The organism is Streptococcus sp. HMSC074B11 (assembly GCF_001808705.1).
GTDB lineage: Bacteria > Bacillota > Bacilli > Lactobacillales > Streptococcaceae > Streptococcus.
On sequence record NZ_KV794225.1, the window covers coordinates 31,478 to 46,740 of the forward strand.

A 15,263-nucleotide genomic window follows, 5' to 3' on the forward strand; every position below is an offset into this window, starting at 1 on the left:
TTTTTGCTTAGAGTTGGTTTTTTGTAATCTATTTTTATAATTGATTAGTTTTCGACTTCGACAAATCGGCCTAAGATATGAACATTTTCTGAAACAGAAACAAAGGCTGTTGGATCAACTTGCTTCATGATCAGTTTAAAATCATTGAACTCTGCACGAGTGATAACCGTAATCAAAACAGCCTTACGTTCGTGGTTATAAGTTCCTTCAGCATCATGGATCATAGTGGCTCCACGGTGCAATTTATTATGGATCTTCTCAATCACTGCATCTGGATTACTAGTAACAATCATGGCCTGCATGCGTTTTTGCTTGGTGAAAACTGCATCTGTCACACGACTTGAGACAAAGATGGTAATCATGGAATAAAGGGCATATTTCCAACCAAAGGTCACTCCAGCAATCAGCATAATTGTACCGTTCACCAAGAAAGAGATACTTCCGACGTTACGACCTGTCTTCTTACGAATGGTTAGGCTGACAATATCTGTTCCGCCACTGGAGATGTTATGACGTAGCGCAAATCCGATTCCAAGCCCCATGACAACACCCCCAAAAAGGGCATTGATGATTGGATCTTCTGTCAAGACCACCACCGGCACAAACTGGATAAAGAGAGAGCTCATGGATACCGTGATAAAGGTAAAAATCGTGAACTTATGTCCAATTTGATACCAAGCCAAAATCATGAGAGGAATATTGATGGCATAAAATGCTACTGAGATTGGGAAATGAAACCCAAACCAGTGGTTACTTAGAGCAGATATAATCTGGGCCAAACCTGTCGCACCACTTGAATAAACGTGCCCTGGTTGGAAAAAGAAATTGACAGCTACTGCTGATAGAAAACCATATACCAGAGAAGCTGAGATCTTTTCATCGTATTTTTCTCGGGAGATACTTTGCAAAACACGTAAAAGCTTCACCCGATAAGCAAAGCGGCGCAGATAATGGTACCACTTTTTAGTTAGTTTCGTTTGTTTCATCTTGTTCTACTTGTAGATTGAGTTCCTCTAGTTGTTTAAGAGCTACTGTTGATGGTGCTTGCGTCATTGGGTCGCTGGCCTTGTTGTTCTTAGGGAAGGCAATGACTTCGCGAATGTTTTCTTCTCCAGCGAGCAACATGACAAAACGGTCAAGACCGATAGCCAAACCACCGTGTGGTGGGAAGCCATAGTCCATAGCTTCCAAAAGGAAACCAAACTGGTCATTGGCTTCTTCTGCTGAGAATCCAAGAGCTTTGAACATACGTTCTTGAAGTTCTTTTTGGTTGATACGAAGGCTACCACCGCCAAGCTCATAACCGTTCAAGACGATGTCGTAGGCAATAGCACGAACCTTAGCCAATTCACCTTCGAGTTCATGAGCAGTATCTGCTTGAGGAAGGGTAAATGGATGGTGGGCGCTCATATAACGGCCTTCTTCTTCAGACCATTCAAACATTGGCCAGTCAACAACCCAAAGGAAGTTAAATTTGTCGTTATCAATCAAGCCAAGCTCTTTGGCAATACGTCCACGAAGGGCCCCAAGTGTTGCATTTGCAACTTCAAGCGTATCAGCCACAAAGAGAACCAAGTCTTTATCTTCAAGACCAAGTGCTGCTGTCAAGTCTGCTTGAATGCCAGTCAAGAATTTAGCAACTGGTCCGTTCAATTCCCCATCAACAACTTTAACCCAAGCAAGACCCTTAGCACCATACTGTTTAGCTACTTCTGTCATCTTGTCGATGTCTTTACGTGAATAGTTATCCGCAGCTCCTTTGACAACAATAGCTTTAACTGCAGGAGCTTCCGAGAAGACTTTAAAGTCTACACCTTTGACCACTTCTGTCAAGTCCTGAAGCAACATCTCAAAACGAGTATCAGGTTTGTCAGAACCATAAAGAGCCATGGCATCATCATACTTCATACGAGGGAATGGCAGCGTTACTTCGATCCCTTTTGTTTCCTTCATTACGCGCGCAATCAAGCCTTCTGTGATATCTTGGATTTCTTGCTCAGTCAAGAATGAAGTTTCCAAGTCGACCTGGGTAAATTCAGGTTGGCGGTCACCACGCAAATCTTCATCGCGGAAACATTTGACGATTTGGTAATAACGGTCAAATCCAGCATTCATCAACAACTGTTTTGTGATCTGCGGACTTTGAGGAAGAGCGTAAAAATGCCCTTTATTAACACGAGATGGCACCAAATAGTCACGCGCTCCTTCTGGTGTTGACTTAGAAAGGAATGGTGTTTCTACGTCGATAAATTCCAACTCATCCAAGTAGTTACGGATAGAATGAGTTACCTTGGCACGAAGTTTAAGGTTTTCCAACATTTCTGGGCGACGAAGGTCAAGGTAACGGTAACGTAGACGCGTATCATCGTTCGCTTCAATGCCATCCTTGATTTCAAATGGTGTTGTTTTGGCTGTGTTAAGTACAGAAAGAGCCGTTACGTTCAATTCAACTGCACCAGTCGCCAATTTATCATTGGCTTGCTCACGTGCAGCAACTTGACCAGTCACCTCGATGACAAATTCACTACGAAGGCTTTCAGCTGTTGCCATCACCTCTGCAGATACTTTTTCTGGGTTGATAACCAACTGCATAATCCCTTCACGGTCACGAAGGTCGATAAAGATCAATCCACCCAAGTCACGACGACGGGCAACCCATCCTTTCAAGGTAATTTCTTGTCCGATGTGCTCCTCACGAACACGACCAGCATACATACTACGTTTCATGTTTTCTCTCCTCTTTTATTCTGTTACTATTTTACCATAAAAGCGCAGGCTCTTCATGAAAATCATCAGAAAAGTTGAGAAGAATCCTGCTATAAATGAAAAAATCCAGCAAAGTCATTCGCTGGATCTTATTTTACTTGGTATTTCTTTATTTTTTACGCTTTTCAGCAATCTCTGCAGCCTTTTTAGGGAGAACAATCTCCGTTGCATAGGCTGTCGCAAATCGCATAATACCTGCGATTGGTGCAAAGATAACTGCTAGATGGTTATAAAAGAAATCCCCTTTAAAAGCATAGGCAAGCGCTCCAATAATAAAGAAGAGTACAACTGCCTGAATTACTGCTAATAATATCACTCGTTTCATGACTTCCTCCTGAGTCTATTATAGCATGAGAATCATTAAAAATCCGATTAAATTATTTAAAGCATGTAAAGCAATGCTATATGCCAAACCACCTTTGCTGACATAAGCTAAGCCCAAGCTCAAACCGAGGGAACCATACACTAGGAATTGTTGAGGAGTGCCAGGGAAATGAACGAGGGCAAAAATGATACTACTTACAAGTAGAAAGAGAGCTGTCTGCTTGACATTATCCTGTTGAGGGAAGACATAGCGGGCCAACATACCTCTAAAGGTTAACTCTTCTGTAAGTGGCGCAAAGACCACTATCATAAAGAAAGAGAAGAGAGGTTGACTATGAGTCAATTGTTCTGCCGTCTGTTGATTGACTGATGGATCATTTGGCAAAAAGAATTGAGCAACAATGACAAGGGCCCATACCAAGGCAGGCAACCAGATGTATTTGTTAAGGGCTGTTTTTTCAATCGTAACGGTTCCTGTCTTATACCACTTGTAGGTAACGAAGGTGAAAATTCCTGCTAATAAGACATAAATTGGGACAGCAACATATTCAGGCGCACCCATTTTCATGGCTTCTAAGCCTACGCCCTGAATAAAACTATAGACCATAATAAATGATAAGAAAGTAAGACTATACCAACCGATATTTTGAAGTGTTTTCATAATGTTCTCCTATTTGCCTTTATAACTATTTTTCAATACAAAGAGACATGCTAGGCCTAGAACAAGGACCCATGACAATAAAAGACCAAGATTTCCCAGAGACAATTCACCTCCACCTTCTTTTAATAGACCTACAAAAGGACCGATAAAAGAATAGTCCAACAGTTTTTGAACCGTATCATTTTGAGAAGCAATCGTGGGTAAAAAAGAGACAATTAACATAGGAAAGATACTATAGACTTGCGCTTTAGATTGAGTATCTGATACTGCACCGATTAGAAGGTTGAGAAAAATAATACAAATAGTTGCTAGGAGCAAATAGATAGCATAGGCAAATAAATAACCAGATACATCTACTTTAAGATAGATGGGAAGTACAATCATAGCAAGTAACATTATCAAAATAGGAAGAACGAGCATACTGAAAGTATATTCTGTTGCTGTCACACCACTTAGAATGAGTGATTTGAGATTTCGTTTTTCCTTATCTTCTGCCATCATTATCGATACTATGTAACCACTTCCCATGCTCAAGACCATCGTCAAGCTAGCAGATAGTAAAAATAGGCTCACTTCTCCATTCTTATTTAAAAATTCATTTAATAAAACAGCAATACCAAAAGGCATCAATAAAGTTGCTAACAAAGTTGAATTGCTAATAAGAACTTGTAGTCTTAACCATAGTAGGGCATTTAATTTTCTAAACATCTAACTTTTCTCCTGTTAATCTGATAAAGATCTCTTCTAAAGTTGGCTCACAAGAGTGAACGACCATCAAATCTGTCGTGTCTAAATGCGGCAATTCTTCAAACAGAACTATTTGTTCTCTTCCATTTTTATAACCTACACGTACTTTCTTATCCACATGGTATTTTTGAATAATCTCTTGTGGACTTCCATACTCTATTAAATTACCCTTATTTAAAAGAGATAAGCGATCACAAAGCAAAGTTGCTTCATTCATATCATGCGTGGTCAGAAAGATAGTTGTCCCAGCTTGCTTTAATTCTTGAAGTAGGGTATGAATCATCTTAGATGTTGTAGGATCTAGCCCACTGGTTGGCTCATCTAGAAAGAGAATCTTAGGAGCATTAAGAAGGGCACGAGCCAAGAACATTCGTTGTTTCATTCCTGTAGACAGTTTTTCTGCGATAACATCTTTAGCATCTACCAAACCAACCTGTTGGAGCACCTGATCTACTCTATCTGACTTGAGACCATATAACTTAGCATAGATGAGAAGATTTTTATAAAGACTCATCTTTTCATAAAAACCACTGCCATCACTAACAATACCAATTTGTTCCAAATCATTTGAGGTTAAATCCTGAGAATTCTTGCCTAACAAAACTGTTTTACCTTGATCTGCAGCCAACTGACCTGTTAAGACATTGATCATGGTTGTTTTACCTGAGCCAGAAGGACCAAGAAAACCAAAGATTTCACCCTCCTTAATCTCAAAAGAAATCTGATGAAGAGCTTTTTTGCTCCCAAAACTTTTGCTTACATTTTCAACACGTATCATAGAAACTCCTTTATTTAAAATAACGTTTCACCATAGGTAACTGCATCACATTGATATAAATATGGATTGCTCCGACAAGCAAGAAGGCTAGTAACTGAATCTCTCCTGTCAGTAAAGAAAAGAGAGCAATCAGAAAGTACAAAGCTGGCAAGACATACTGATGTAATTGGAATAAAATCCGAAAACTCTGTTCCAAATTAGCCTGGCGCTCCCCTTCATCGTAAGAATTGACATAATCTAAGATATCCTTTGGCATAGAGAAAAATACCATATCAAACTGACGCACAATCGCAATGGTTTTATAAAAATATTTTTGAGCATTAAAAATCAACACTAATCCCAAAAAAGAAAGAGATAAGGTTAGATTGCTTCTATTTAGTATAACCACTTCACTTGCTGAAATGAAGAGAGCCAATAAAATCGCTACGTTTGTAATATTAAAAGCAATGTTACCAAACTCAAGATTCCGGTACATTTGCACATAATAGGTTTCATTCAGGTCATCATCCATATCCTCTTGATACAAGGAATGAAATTTTCTGCTTTTCTTTAAGAAATTGAACGTCAAAAGAATGCTAATGAAACCTAACAGTAAACAAATAGTTGATATCCAGGGTATCAAGACTTTTACATCTAAAATAACTTCGTAGGATTCGGCACCGGCCTTAAACATCCCTACAAACATGCCCAAGAAACCTCCAAAGACAACAGCTGCTAAAAATAATAATAATCCACGTTTCTTTTCCATCTTTTAACCTCTTTCTAAAACAATCCAGCCAACCACTGACCAAAGGCTTTACCTGATTCAAAAATAGCGGTCAAGCCTTCTGTTCCAAGTGACACCAAAATCAAACAAACAGCAAGTAAGAGAATAGCTTGGTTTCTAGCTTTTTTTGCTCCATCCCCCAGGGGCTCATCCCCAAGCCAACCTGCTAGATAAGCATAGAGGGTCACTGTTATAATCCCCATCTCCGTCGAAGAGAGAAACAAGAAGAGCGTCACCAAACGAACGATGTTGGTTTGGATGTTAAAATAATTTCCTAAACCTGCACAAACACCTGCAAGTGCTTTGTCTTCAGTATCTACTTGAAAACCTGCTAAAAACTCTTTCATAACTTTTCTCCTTTTACGAGCTCTTTAAACTTTATTTTTTTCTCTACCCATCTAAAGACTAATAGTAGCACTAAATTTATCCAGAAGAGATATTTACTTTCAACGACAGTAAACCAACCAAATAAGGTTCCAATCATAGCCAAAAGATTAACGATAAACACAACTATACATAGATAATAAATCACTTTATACTTGTTCATCACTCATCCTCCTCCAAGCGAAAGACTGACTCGACTGGCTCATGGAATATCTGAGCAATCTTCAGGGCAATGACGATAGATGGCGTGTACTCATCTCGCTCCAGTAGACTAATGGTCTGCCTGGACACGCCTGCTAGCTTGGCCAGTTCAGTTTGATTAAGGCCATCGCGAGCCCGAAGCTCTTTTAGACGATTTTTTAGTTGCATGTCACACACCTACTTTCCGTCAAATTCAACGGTTTGGATATCCTCAATGCGTTGTAGTTTGAATTTTTCTTTTCCTTTTTTATTTACACGGCGTAGCTTGACCCACTCCTCATCAACATCTACAACTTCCCAATTGTCTGTCCCAAAAACTTGTCCAAAGATTGTTGGTTTTTTCCCAATCAATTCTTTTAATAATCTTGACATTTCTTTATTTCCTTTCTGTTTTTGCTCAATTCTTTTGATTTTATTCTCTAGTTTCTTGACCCTTTGGGTATGATAGAGATAAAACATAAACACAAGAGGTACAAATCCTAATGCCCACATAATTGTTCCTTTCTCCTTTTCTCTTAACTTGATTATATTGTAACACATCTTTTTCTTTTTGACAAGCATATTTGTCAAAAAGTTTATGATTTTTGTCATTTTGCAAAAGAAAACGGTCAGGAGTAAGATCCTGACCAGTTTATCTGTTATTAATACTCTTCGAAAATCAAATTCAAACCACGTCAGCGTCGCCTTACCGTACTCAAGTACAGTCTGCGGCTAGCTTCCTAGTTTGCTCTTTGATTTTCATTGAGTATAAAATCCTAATTTTGCAAAGATTTCTGAGAAGTTTTGGCTGATATCACCAAGCGAAACTTGAACTTCTTCTCGAGTTTGGTTGTTCTTGACTGTCACTTGTCCGCTTTCGACTTCGCTCTCTCCAAGAGTGATAAGAGTCTTAGCAGCAAAAACATCGGCTGACTTGAATTGCGCTTTGAGTTTACGGTTGAGGTAATCACGCTCTGCTTTGAAACCTTGTAGGCGAAGAGCTTGTACCAACTCCAAGGCTTTAAGATTTGCTCCTTCACCGAGAACGGCGATATAGACGTCTAGGGCGTTTTCGATAGGGAGAGACACACCTTGCTTTTCAAGGATGAGAAGCAGACGCTCAACACCAAGTCCAAAACCAAATCCAGCAGTCTCAGGACCACCAAAGTAAGCAACCAAGCCATCATAGCGACCACCTGCACAAACTGTCAAGTCATTGCCCTCAATCTCTGTGATAAACTCAAAGATGGTGTGGTTGTAGTAGTCCAGACCACGTACCATATTGGTATCGATGATATAGGCTACTCCGAGATTTTCCAACATCTGACGAACAGCATCAAAGTGAGCTTGGCTTTCTGCATCCAGATAATCCAAGATAGATGGTGCATTCTCTACTGCCACCTTGTCTTCTTTTTCCTTAGAGTCCAAGACACGGAGAGGATTTTCCTCCAAGCGACGTTGGCTATCCTTAGACAAGGTCTCCTTGAGCGGTGTTAAGTAGTCAATCAAGGCTTGACGGTAGGCCGCACGGCTTTCAGGATTTCCAAGAGTGTTGAGGTGTAGTTTGACACCTTGAATTCCGATTGCTTTCAAGAAGTGGGCTGCCATAGCGATCGTTTCTACATCGGTAGCTGGATTGCTAGAGCCAAAGCACTCCACACCAATCTGGTGGAATTGGCGCAAACGACCTGCTTGTGGGCGCTCATAGCGGAACATAGGTCCCATGTAGTAGAACTTGCTTGGTTTTTGAACTTCTGGTGCAAAGAGTTTGTTTTCCACATAAGAACGAACGACTGGAGCAGTTCCTTCTGGACGGAGGGTAATATGACGATCTCCCTTGTCGTAAAAATCGTACATTTCCTTGGTTACAATATCAGTTGTATCTCCCACAGAACGACTGATGACTTCGTAGTGCTCAAATATTGGGGTACGTACTTCTGCGTAGTTGTAGCGTTTGAAAATTTCACGCGCAAAGCCTTCAACGTACTGCCATTTGGCAGACTCAGCAGGTAAAATATCCTGCGTTCCTTTTGGTTTTTGTAATTTCATAGGGAATCCTCTTTATAACTTAATAGTCCTATTTTACCATAAATGAGAAGATTGGGACAGTGTGAAAAGAAGACTAACACCTAAATTTCATTTTTGAGATTAAGACTAGCTAGGAGAATCGCAAGCAAAGAAAGACCAACAAACAGAGCCCATGTTAACTGTATATCCCATACTGCCACCAGTGAAAAACAGGCCGTCCCCACTGGTATAGATAGAGTAAACAACAAACCTAAAAAATTACTGGTACGAGAGAGAACCTCTGGAGCAAGATTTTTCATGAGCAGAGCACTAATCTTTGGAGAAATTTTCCCAGAAACATACATGGTAAAAAAGACGAAAAGCATCCCTAGCAAGACTTGGTTTAACAAATTAGATAGACCAACTAGACTGGCTCCTAATGTAACCCACATCATCAATCTAGGCAGAGATTGCTTCCCAAAATAATCATTGCCAGTAAGGCTACTGATGATAACTGCTAATAAGGTAATCAATTGTAAGATAAACAATGCATCCTTGTAGGAAAAATTCAGTAAGGAATGATTTAAAAGGAAGATGTTATAGATACCACCTAAGGCACCACCCAAAGCATTGATAATCAAGATAGCAAAGAGCATAAAACCAAAGTTTTTATGTCCACTTTTAAGAAAAACGAGACGTAAGTTTCGGTAAATCGTTAAAAATTGATCTTTGATAGAAAGTTTCTCATTTTTCAGTGATTTACTATCAACAAGTGGAGTTGATAAGCTTAATTCAGCCCTTCCTAAAAAGAGAATGAGAGCTGACACTAGGAAAAATATGGCATTGATTCCCGCTACGAGCGAAAAGTTCTGTGTTGACACCCCTAATAGCCAAACTCCAAAAGCTTGGCCGCCAATCGCAGAGATGTAGGTAATAAACTGAGAAAAGGAATAGCCCTCCATCAGATCTGACTCTGCTACCTTTTCTTTAACGAGAGGCATTCGCAAGCCACCAGCAAAATCACTGGCTACATCACTAAGGACATTGATGAGGCAAAGGGTCGAAAAGGCAAAGAAACTAGCTTGCTGAACAACTAGGGCTGCTAGAAAAAATAAAACCGCCTGAAATAAACCGACATAGGTCATCCATTTGACCTTGTCCTTGGTATAGTCTGCCCGAATTCCCACAAAAACTGTAAAAAGAGTTGGAAGCATCATCACAACATTCGCCATGGCAACGGAAACAGAAGCCTCTGGTAAAGTCGAAGCGTAGACCACAAACACTAAATTAAAAATGGAAGCTCCAAAAGCATTGAAAAATCGTGATAAGCTCAAAACTCTGTATGCTTGATTTCTTAGTAATAGTTTCATATAGATTCCTCTCTTTCTCATATACTACTTTTATGGTAGTTCTAGTATAGCATCAAGAATCCCTCGAGAAGACATTTTTGAATATATGCAACAGACTAAACTGATAACGAAAACGCTAGAATTTGTCTAATGCTAATAAGTATCTTCACAGTCCTATCGTTTCAAGTTATTTTATCTAGTTGCAGATATTCAACACTTCATGGCGCTTCTATAATAGTCAGCAGATCTGCTACAACCAATCATCTCAAAAATACGAATAGCATCCTCCATCTTTCTCTGCCCTTCCTCTACTCTTCCTTGCTTACTATCAAGCAAACCTTCTGCCCAGAGGTAGACTATTCGAAAATAGGTTTCATTTTCTTCAAAGAAGTTCTTTTCAATGTGTTTTTTAAAATAGAGGGCATTGGTAAAATCATCAATTTCAATACAGGCCATAAAAGCATTGAGGAGCAAGGTATGCATTATATTTCGATTTTTCCCAACTCCTTGCAAGAAATCTGACTTCCGCAACATTTCTCGAGTGTACTTTGTCAAAAGCTGGACTGATAAAAGAGGAGAGCAGGAAGAAAAGAACAACAGTTCATAGTGCCCCCAAATTTCGACAGAAAATAGATAATCATGTAGGACTCTTTCTTCCTCAGCGGTCAATGTAACCGTCTCATCAATAGCTTTCATATAGGATTTTATTAAAATCGCATTGAGAATGTGTTGTTGTCTATCTTTTGAAAAAGGAAGTTGTTGATATTCTCTCTGGTAGAGAGTGCGCAAGGATGTCAAATCTTGAGGGTCAATAGCCTCAACTATTCTGTTTCTAAATTCAGAATAGGCATCCTGATGAAAACCTCTCGCCAAAAATAACAATTCTTCCATACTCGCATGAATATTCTCCAAAGCTGTGATTAACTTTGGAGCAGATATTTCACTCTGACCATTTTCAAAACGCGACAATAAGGATGCTGAAAAGCGTCCACCTGTTGCTTTTCTCAAGGAAATTTTTCTTGATTCTCGTAGCTCTTTAAAAACTTTTCCTAAATTCTTCATCCTCTTACCACTCGTCTTTTATTTTTTCCTATTTTACCACATTTCCTAATAAATACTAGTTCCAAGCTAGCATTTACAATCTGAGCTAGGCATGATACAATGAATAACATCAGATATACGAAGGAGAACTTATGAAAAAGAATATCTTGACAACCCTTGTAGCTGCTCTTGTCTACTTTCTCTGTATCGGAGTGGGGGTTCTACTAGGGAACCTTGTCGACCACACTGGAAATATGTTTTACGCCCCTGCCTTTTCTGCTCTTGTGGGTGGTAGCGTCTATATGATCCTTTTAGCAAAAGTGCCTCGTTTTGGAGCGATTACTACGATTGGACTTGTAATTTCTCTATTTTTCCTCGGGAGCAAGCATGGTGCTGGAGCCTTTCTGCCAGGAATTATCTGCGGTCTTGCAGCAGATGGCATCGCTCACCTAGGCCACTACAAAGATAAGGTCAAGAACCTTCTTTCCTTCCTAGTTTTTGCTTTTGGTACTACTGGTCCCATTCTACTCATGTGGTTGACCCCTCAAGCCTATATCGCAACTCTAGTCGCTCGTGGAAAATCTCAGGACTATATCGATCGCATTATGGTTGCACCGAATCCTGCTAATATCCTCCTCTTTATCACAAGTGTTCTCATCGGCGCTTTGCTTGGCGCCTTGATCGGACAAAAACTTAGTAAAAAATTTGCAGATAAAATGTGTTAGAAAAAGAGCTACTAAGCTCTAAGAAGGTAGACAAACCCTTTCGGTAATTAAAGAAGCTTGGTTACTACATCTTGAAAACTCTTAGAAATGCAGATATAATGCTATTTTTACTCAATGAAAATCAAAGAGCAAACTAGGAAGCTAGCCGCAGGCTGTACTTGAGTACGGCAATGTGATGTTGACGTGGTTTGAAGAGATTTTCGAAGAGTATTAAGAGTTTTTTTATTTTCTCTAATAATAGAAAAAGATTGAAGAAAATTGTCCACAACGAACTTTTTCTTCAATCTAAGAGCCAGCTGGCTCTTTTTTATTTATGACTTAATTTCTTGGTCAAGAAGTCTCCCAAGAATTGGATTGTAAAGATAATAAAAATGATAATGATGGTTGCCAAGATAGTCACATCGTGATTGTAGCGGTTAAATCCATAGGCGATAGCTACGTTACCAATACCACCTGCTCCGACCGCTCCCGCCATGGCTGTTTCACCGACTAGTGAAATCAAGGTTACAGTCGTCACACGGATTAAATCTGGAAGTCCTTCTGATAGGTAAACACCCACGATATCCCAGAATGTTGCTCCGCTAGCTTGAGCCGCCTCAATGACACCACCATCTAGCTCAGCCAATACCACCTGTACTTGACGGGCAAAGAAGGCAAAGACTGCAAAAGATAGGGGTACGATAGCCGCATTTGGACCAATGCTTGTTCCTACGATTAGATGAGAGAAGGGTGACAAGACTGCCAAGAGAATGATAAATGGTACCGCACGGAAAATAGAGGTAATCTTATCCAAAATCCAGAAAACAACTTTATTTTCCAAGACACCACCTGGAGCTGTCAAGACAAGGAAAAGCCCTGCAACCAGTCCTAGGAAACCTCCGATGATAAAGGAAAGAACCGTCATATAAAGAGTCAAGTAGATAGCTGTTCCCCAGCCAGCTTGACCAGACCAACCCATCTTGTAGACGTTTGGTAAGTATGATTTAATTAATTCTGCCATCTTACTGTCCTCCCTTCAATACTTTTAGTTGCACACCTGCCTGACGGATGGCCTCTTGAGCGCTTACCAAGGCTTCTTTTTCCCCTGACAAGACAACCACAAGCTCACCAACAGGAGTACCATCCAAAATTTCGATGTTTCCATAGAGAATATTTGCTGTTACTTGGTAGTGCTTATACAATTCATTTAAAAGTGGCTCATCTGTAGAAGCTCCTGCATACTTGAGTTGTACCAGAATACTATTGTCAGATAAGTGCTCTACGATTTCTTGTTTCTCAATCTTGACCATAGCTTCGTCAATACCTGTCGCAGTCGAGATGAAGTCCTGAGTCAATGGTTGCTTAGGATCTGAGAAGATTTCAAGAACGCTACCTTCTTCAATCAAGCGACCGTCTTGCATAACGGCTACACGGTTAGCAATGTCTTTGACAATCTGCATCTCGTGTGTAATCAAGACAACGGTCAAACCTAGTTTTTGGTTCAAATCTTGCAGCAAAGCTAAGATTTGCTTGGTTGTCTTAGGGTCAAGGGCAGAAGTTGATTCATCTGAAATCAAGATTTTTGGATCATTTGCCAAGGCACGCGCAATAGCCACACGTTGTTTTTGACCTCCAGAAAGCTGTGAAGGGTAGTTTTCGGCACGGTCCGCAAGACCAACCAAGTCAAGCAGTTTAGCTACTTTAGCCTTCTTTTCTTCCTTGCTGAGTCCAGAGTGTTTAAGGGCAAAGGCTACATTCTCCTCTGCTGTCTTCTGGCTCATCAGGTTGAAATGCTGGAAAATCATCCCGATATCCTGACGTTTACGACGCAACTGCTCTGCCGTCAAGGTAACCTTGCCATCAAAAATCACATCGTCGTCAATAGTAATTTTCCCTGCAGATGGTTTTTGCAAGAGGTTAATAACACGAACTAGGGTTGATTTCCCTGCTCCAGAATATCCAACGATTCCGTAGATATCCCCTTCTTGAATGTGAATGGTCACATCCTTGACCGCTGTAATGGTTCTTTTCTTTTGGTGAAAAGTCACATCGATCTGATCTAACTTAATAATATCTCTACTCATAGCTTCTAATCAGCTCCTCTACTAATTCAATATGGGTATAATAATCGGCGATTCGCACATTTTCATCTCCACCATGGTCTCGGCTATTAGCATTTCCAAGTCCAAAGGCAATCATGGGTACTTCTAAGGCATCAAAAACCGTATGCATAGGTCCTGTCCCAGCTGTAGTCGGCAAGACTGAAACGCCCTGTGGATAGAATTTCTTGGCCAACTCGATTACATTGAGAATGGCTGGCGCACTCATATCGCTCCGATAGCTCATCTCACCCAAGGTATAGTACAATTCTACCTTATCAAAGCCGTTTTTGTCTAGTTGTTTCCGGATTTTATCCAAAACATCATGTGGTTCCAAGCCTGGAACCAATCTAACTTCTAGCTTGGCACTAGCCTCAGCCGGTAGAATCGTTTTAACTCCTTGCCCCTGATAACCAGACTGGATCCCTTCGATATTGAGTGCTGGTTCAAAGAAGAAACGTTTGAGAAAGGCTGTACGTTCCTCTTGTAAAAGTGGCAATTCCAAGCCATAAATCTGGCTGATTTCCTCTGGATTGCGTTGGGCATAGGTTTCAACCAAGGCTAACTCACGTTCGTTCGGTTCCTGCACATCATCGTACAAACCTTCTACCAAAATACGCCCATCAGCAGCACGAAGACTGGTCAAGGCTTGGATCAGGTACCAGGGAGCTGACTCCACAATACCACCATAGCTAGAATGGATATCGACGTCTGCACTCTTGACCTTGGCATCAAAGGTCACAATTCCCTTGTTTCCACCAGAGATTTCTAACTGTTCTAAGGCATTCTTGGTCCCTTGCTCCCAGATCAATAAATCTGCCCCACGGAGTTTATCTGCATGTTTTTCTAGATATTTATCTAAGTCCATAGAGGCAGACTCTTCAGCTCCTTCCATGATGAAGCTGATATTGACAGGCAGATCATCATGATGTTGCATATATTTTCTCAAAGCACTCAAACGAGCTGTGATATGCCCCTTGTCATCATCAACCCCGCGTCCATACATGATGCCATCACGCACAGAAAGCGTAAATGGATCCTCTGTCCAGACTTGGTCGCTATCCGCAGGTACTGTGTCATAGTGGTTGTAGAAAATGATAGTCTTGGCATTTGGACGTGAACTTTTAAAATGCGCCATGACAAAGGGTGCCGTATAACTCTCATCAATCTCGACCTCTGCACCTACACGCTTGAAGATCTCGCCTAGATAACGAGCCACCTCTTTAAGGCCGACTTGTTGGGCAAAGACTGATTTTTTAGAAATCAGGGTACGCAAAACTTCAAAGTAATGTTGCGCTACATGATCCTTTTCAAACTTTTCAATTTGTTCTTCTTGGCTAGGGAAAACCATTTTCTCTCTACCTTTCTACTAGGACTTGTACCTTTGGAATCAATACAAGTGGATATTCCTTTTCTTTAGTCTCTATATAAAAGCAAGAGGTGGAAAAATCTCTCCC

Annotated in this window: 18 protein-coding genes; 1 reads left to right on the top strand and 17 read right to left on the bottom strand. The window is 40.4% G+C overall.

The window, feature by feature from the left end; genetic code table 11:
* Positions 1–44 precede the first annotated feature (44 nt).
* The 14 genes from HMPREF2619_RS00950 to HMPREF2619_RS01015 all read right to left on the bottom strand — a co-directional run bounded on the left by HMPREF2619_RS00950 (position 45) and on the right by HMPREF2619_RS01015 (position 11,024).
* Positions 45–986 carry a YitT family protein gene (locus HMPREF2619_RS00950; protein ID WP_070458274.1) on the bottom strand — a complete coding sequence of 314 codons (942 nt, stop codon included), beginning with the start codon at positions 984–986 and terminating at the stop codon, positions 45–47.
* Positions 964–2,727: an aspartate--tRNA ligase gene (gene aspS / locus HMPREF2619_RS00955; protein ID WP_070458276.1), complete on the bottom strand. Its 1,764-nt coding sequence runs from the start codon at positions 2,725–2,727 to the stop codon at positions 964–966. The genes HMPREF2619_RS00950 and aspS overlap by 23 nt, the downstream gene beginning before the upstream one ends.
* 148 nt (positions 2,728–2,875) lie before the next feature.
* The gene (locus tag HMPREF2619_RS00960; RefSeq protein ID WP_060955102.1) at positions 2,876–3,091 is read right to left on the bottom strand and encodes a hypothetical protein; all 216 of its coding nucleotides are present in this window, start codon (positions 3,089–3,091) and stop codon (positions 2,876–2,878) included.
* Positions 3,092–3,109: 18 nt separating this feature from the next.
* Entirely contained in the window at positions 3,110–3,751 is a 642-nt protein-coding gene (locus HMPREF2619_RS00965; RefSeq protein WP_070458281.1) for a CPBP family intramembrane glutamic endopeptidase, read from the bottom strand.
* 9 nt (positions 3,752–3,760) lie between these two features.
* Complete coding sequence (locus HMPREF2619_RS00970) at positions 3,761–4,459, bottom strand: ABC transporter permease (protein WP_070458284.1); 699 nt, start codon at positions 4,457–4,459, stop codon at positions 3,761–3,763.
* Positions 4,452–5,276: an ABC transporter ATP-binding protein gene (locus HMPREF2619_RS00975; RefSeq protein ID WP_070458292.1), complete on the bottom strand. Its 825-nt coding sequence runs from the start codon at positions 5,274–5,276 to the stop codon at positions 4,452–4,454. Before HMPREF2619_RS00975 ends, HMPREF2619_RS00970 begins: the two co-directional genes overlap by 8 nt.
* Positions 5,277–5,286: 10 nt before the next feature.
* A complete protein-coding gene (locus tag HMPREF2619_RS00980; protein ID WP_070458296.1) occupies positions 5,287–6,024 on the bottom strand; it encodes a DUF3169 family protein in 738 nt (245 codons plus the stop codon).
* A 14-nt stretch (positions 6,025–6,038) separates the two neighbouring features.
* On the bottom strand, positions 6,039–6,389 hold the full coding sequence (locus tag HMPREF2619_RS00985; protein WP_070458299.1) for a PspC domain-containing protein: 351 nt from the start codon (positions 6,387–6,389) through the stop codon (positions 6,039–6,041).
* Complete coding sequence (locus HMPREF2619_RS00990; RefSeq protein ID WP_070458302.1) at positions 6,386–6,589, bottom strand: hypothetical protein; 204 nt, start codon at positions 6,587–6,589, stop codon at positions 6,386–6,388. The genes HMPREF2619_RS00985 and HMPREF2619_RS00990 overlap by 4 nt, the downstream gene beginning before the upstream one ends.
* Positions 6,589–6,795 carry a helix-turn-helix transcriptional regulator gene (locus HMPREF2619_RS00995; RefSeq protein WP_049508780.1) on the bottom strand — a complete coding sequence of 69 codons (207 nt, stop codon included), beginning with the start codon at positions 6,793–6,795 and terminating at the stop codon, positions 6,589–6,591. Before HMPREF2619_RS00995 ends, HMPREF2619_RS00990 begins: the two co-directional genes overlap by 1 nt.
* A gap of 9 nt (positions 6,796–6,804) precedes the next feature.
* Entirely contained in the window at positions 6,805–7,269 is a 465-nt protein-coding gene (locus tag HMPREF2619_RS01000) for a hypothetical protein (RefSeq protein ID WP_070458305.1), read from the bottom strand.
* A gap of 96 nt (positions 7,270–7,365) precedes the next feature.
* Positions 7,366–8,655 (bottom strand): histidine--tRNA ligase, encoded by a 1,290-nt coding sequence (gene hisS / locus HMPREF2619_RS01005; protein ID WP_070458308.1) that lies wholly within the window; start codon positions 8,653–8,655, stop codon positions 7,366–7,368.
* A gap of 80 nt (positions 8,656–8,735) precedes the next feature.
* Positions 8,736–9,983: an MFS transporter gene (locus HMPREF2619_RS01010; RefSeq protein ID WP_070458311.1), complete on the bottom strand. Its 1,248-nt coding sequence runs from the start codon at positions 9,981–9,983 to the stop codon at positions 8,736–8,738.
* A gap of 189 nt (positions 9,984–10,172) precedes the next feature.
* Positions 10,173–11,024, bottom strand: coding sequence for an Rgg/GadR/MutR family transcriptional regulator (locus HMPREF2619_RS01015; protein ID WP_070458314.1), 852 nt, complete (start codon positions 11,022–11,024; stop codon positions 10,173–10,175).
* Positions 11,025–11,155: 131 nt separating this feature from the next.
* Here HMPREF2619_RS01015 and HMPREF2619_RS01020 point away from each other — a divergent pair, with 131 nt between their 5' ends.
* The gene (locus HMPREF2619_RS01020) at positions 11,156–11,728 is read left to right on the top strand and encodes an MptD family putative ECF transporter S component (protein ID WP_070458317.1); all 573 of its coding nucleotides are present in this window, start codon (positions 11,156–11,158) and stop codon (positions 11,726–11,728) included.
* Positions 11,729–12,035: 307 nt separating this feature from the next.
* Here HMPREF2619_RS01020 and HMPREF2619_RS01025 read toward each other — a convergent pair whose 3' ends face one another.
* From HMPREF2619_RS01025 to HMPREF2619_RS01035, 3 genes are read right to left on the bottom strand one after another with little or no spacing between them, the layout of a single operon-like run.
* Positions 12,036–12,728, bottom strand: coding sequence for a methionine ABC transporter permease (locus tag HMPREF2619_RS01025; RefSeq protein WP_070458320.1), 693 nt, complete (start codon positions 12,726–12,728; stop codon positions 12,036–12,038).
* A gap of 1 nt (position 12,729) precedes the next feature.
* Positions 12,730–13,791 carry a methionine ABC transporter ATP-binding protein gene (locus HMPREF2619_RS01030; protein WP_070458324.1) on the bottom strand — a complete coding sequence of 354 codons (1,062 nt, stop codon included), beginning with the start codon at positions 13,789–13,791 and terminating at the stop codon, positions 12,730–12,732.
* Positions 13,784–15,157: a M20 family metallopeptidase gene (locus tag HMPREF2619_RS01035; RefSeq protein WP_070458328.1), complete on the bottom strand. Its 1,374-nt coding sequence runs from the start codon at positions 15,155–15,157 to the stop codon at positions 13,784–13,786. The genes HMPREF2619_RS01030 and HMPREF2619_RS01035 overlap by 8 nt, the downstream gene beginning before the upstream one ends.
* Between the last annotated feature and the right edge of the window lie 106 nt (positions 15,158–15,263).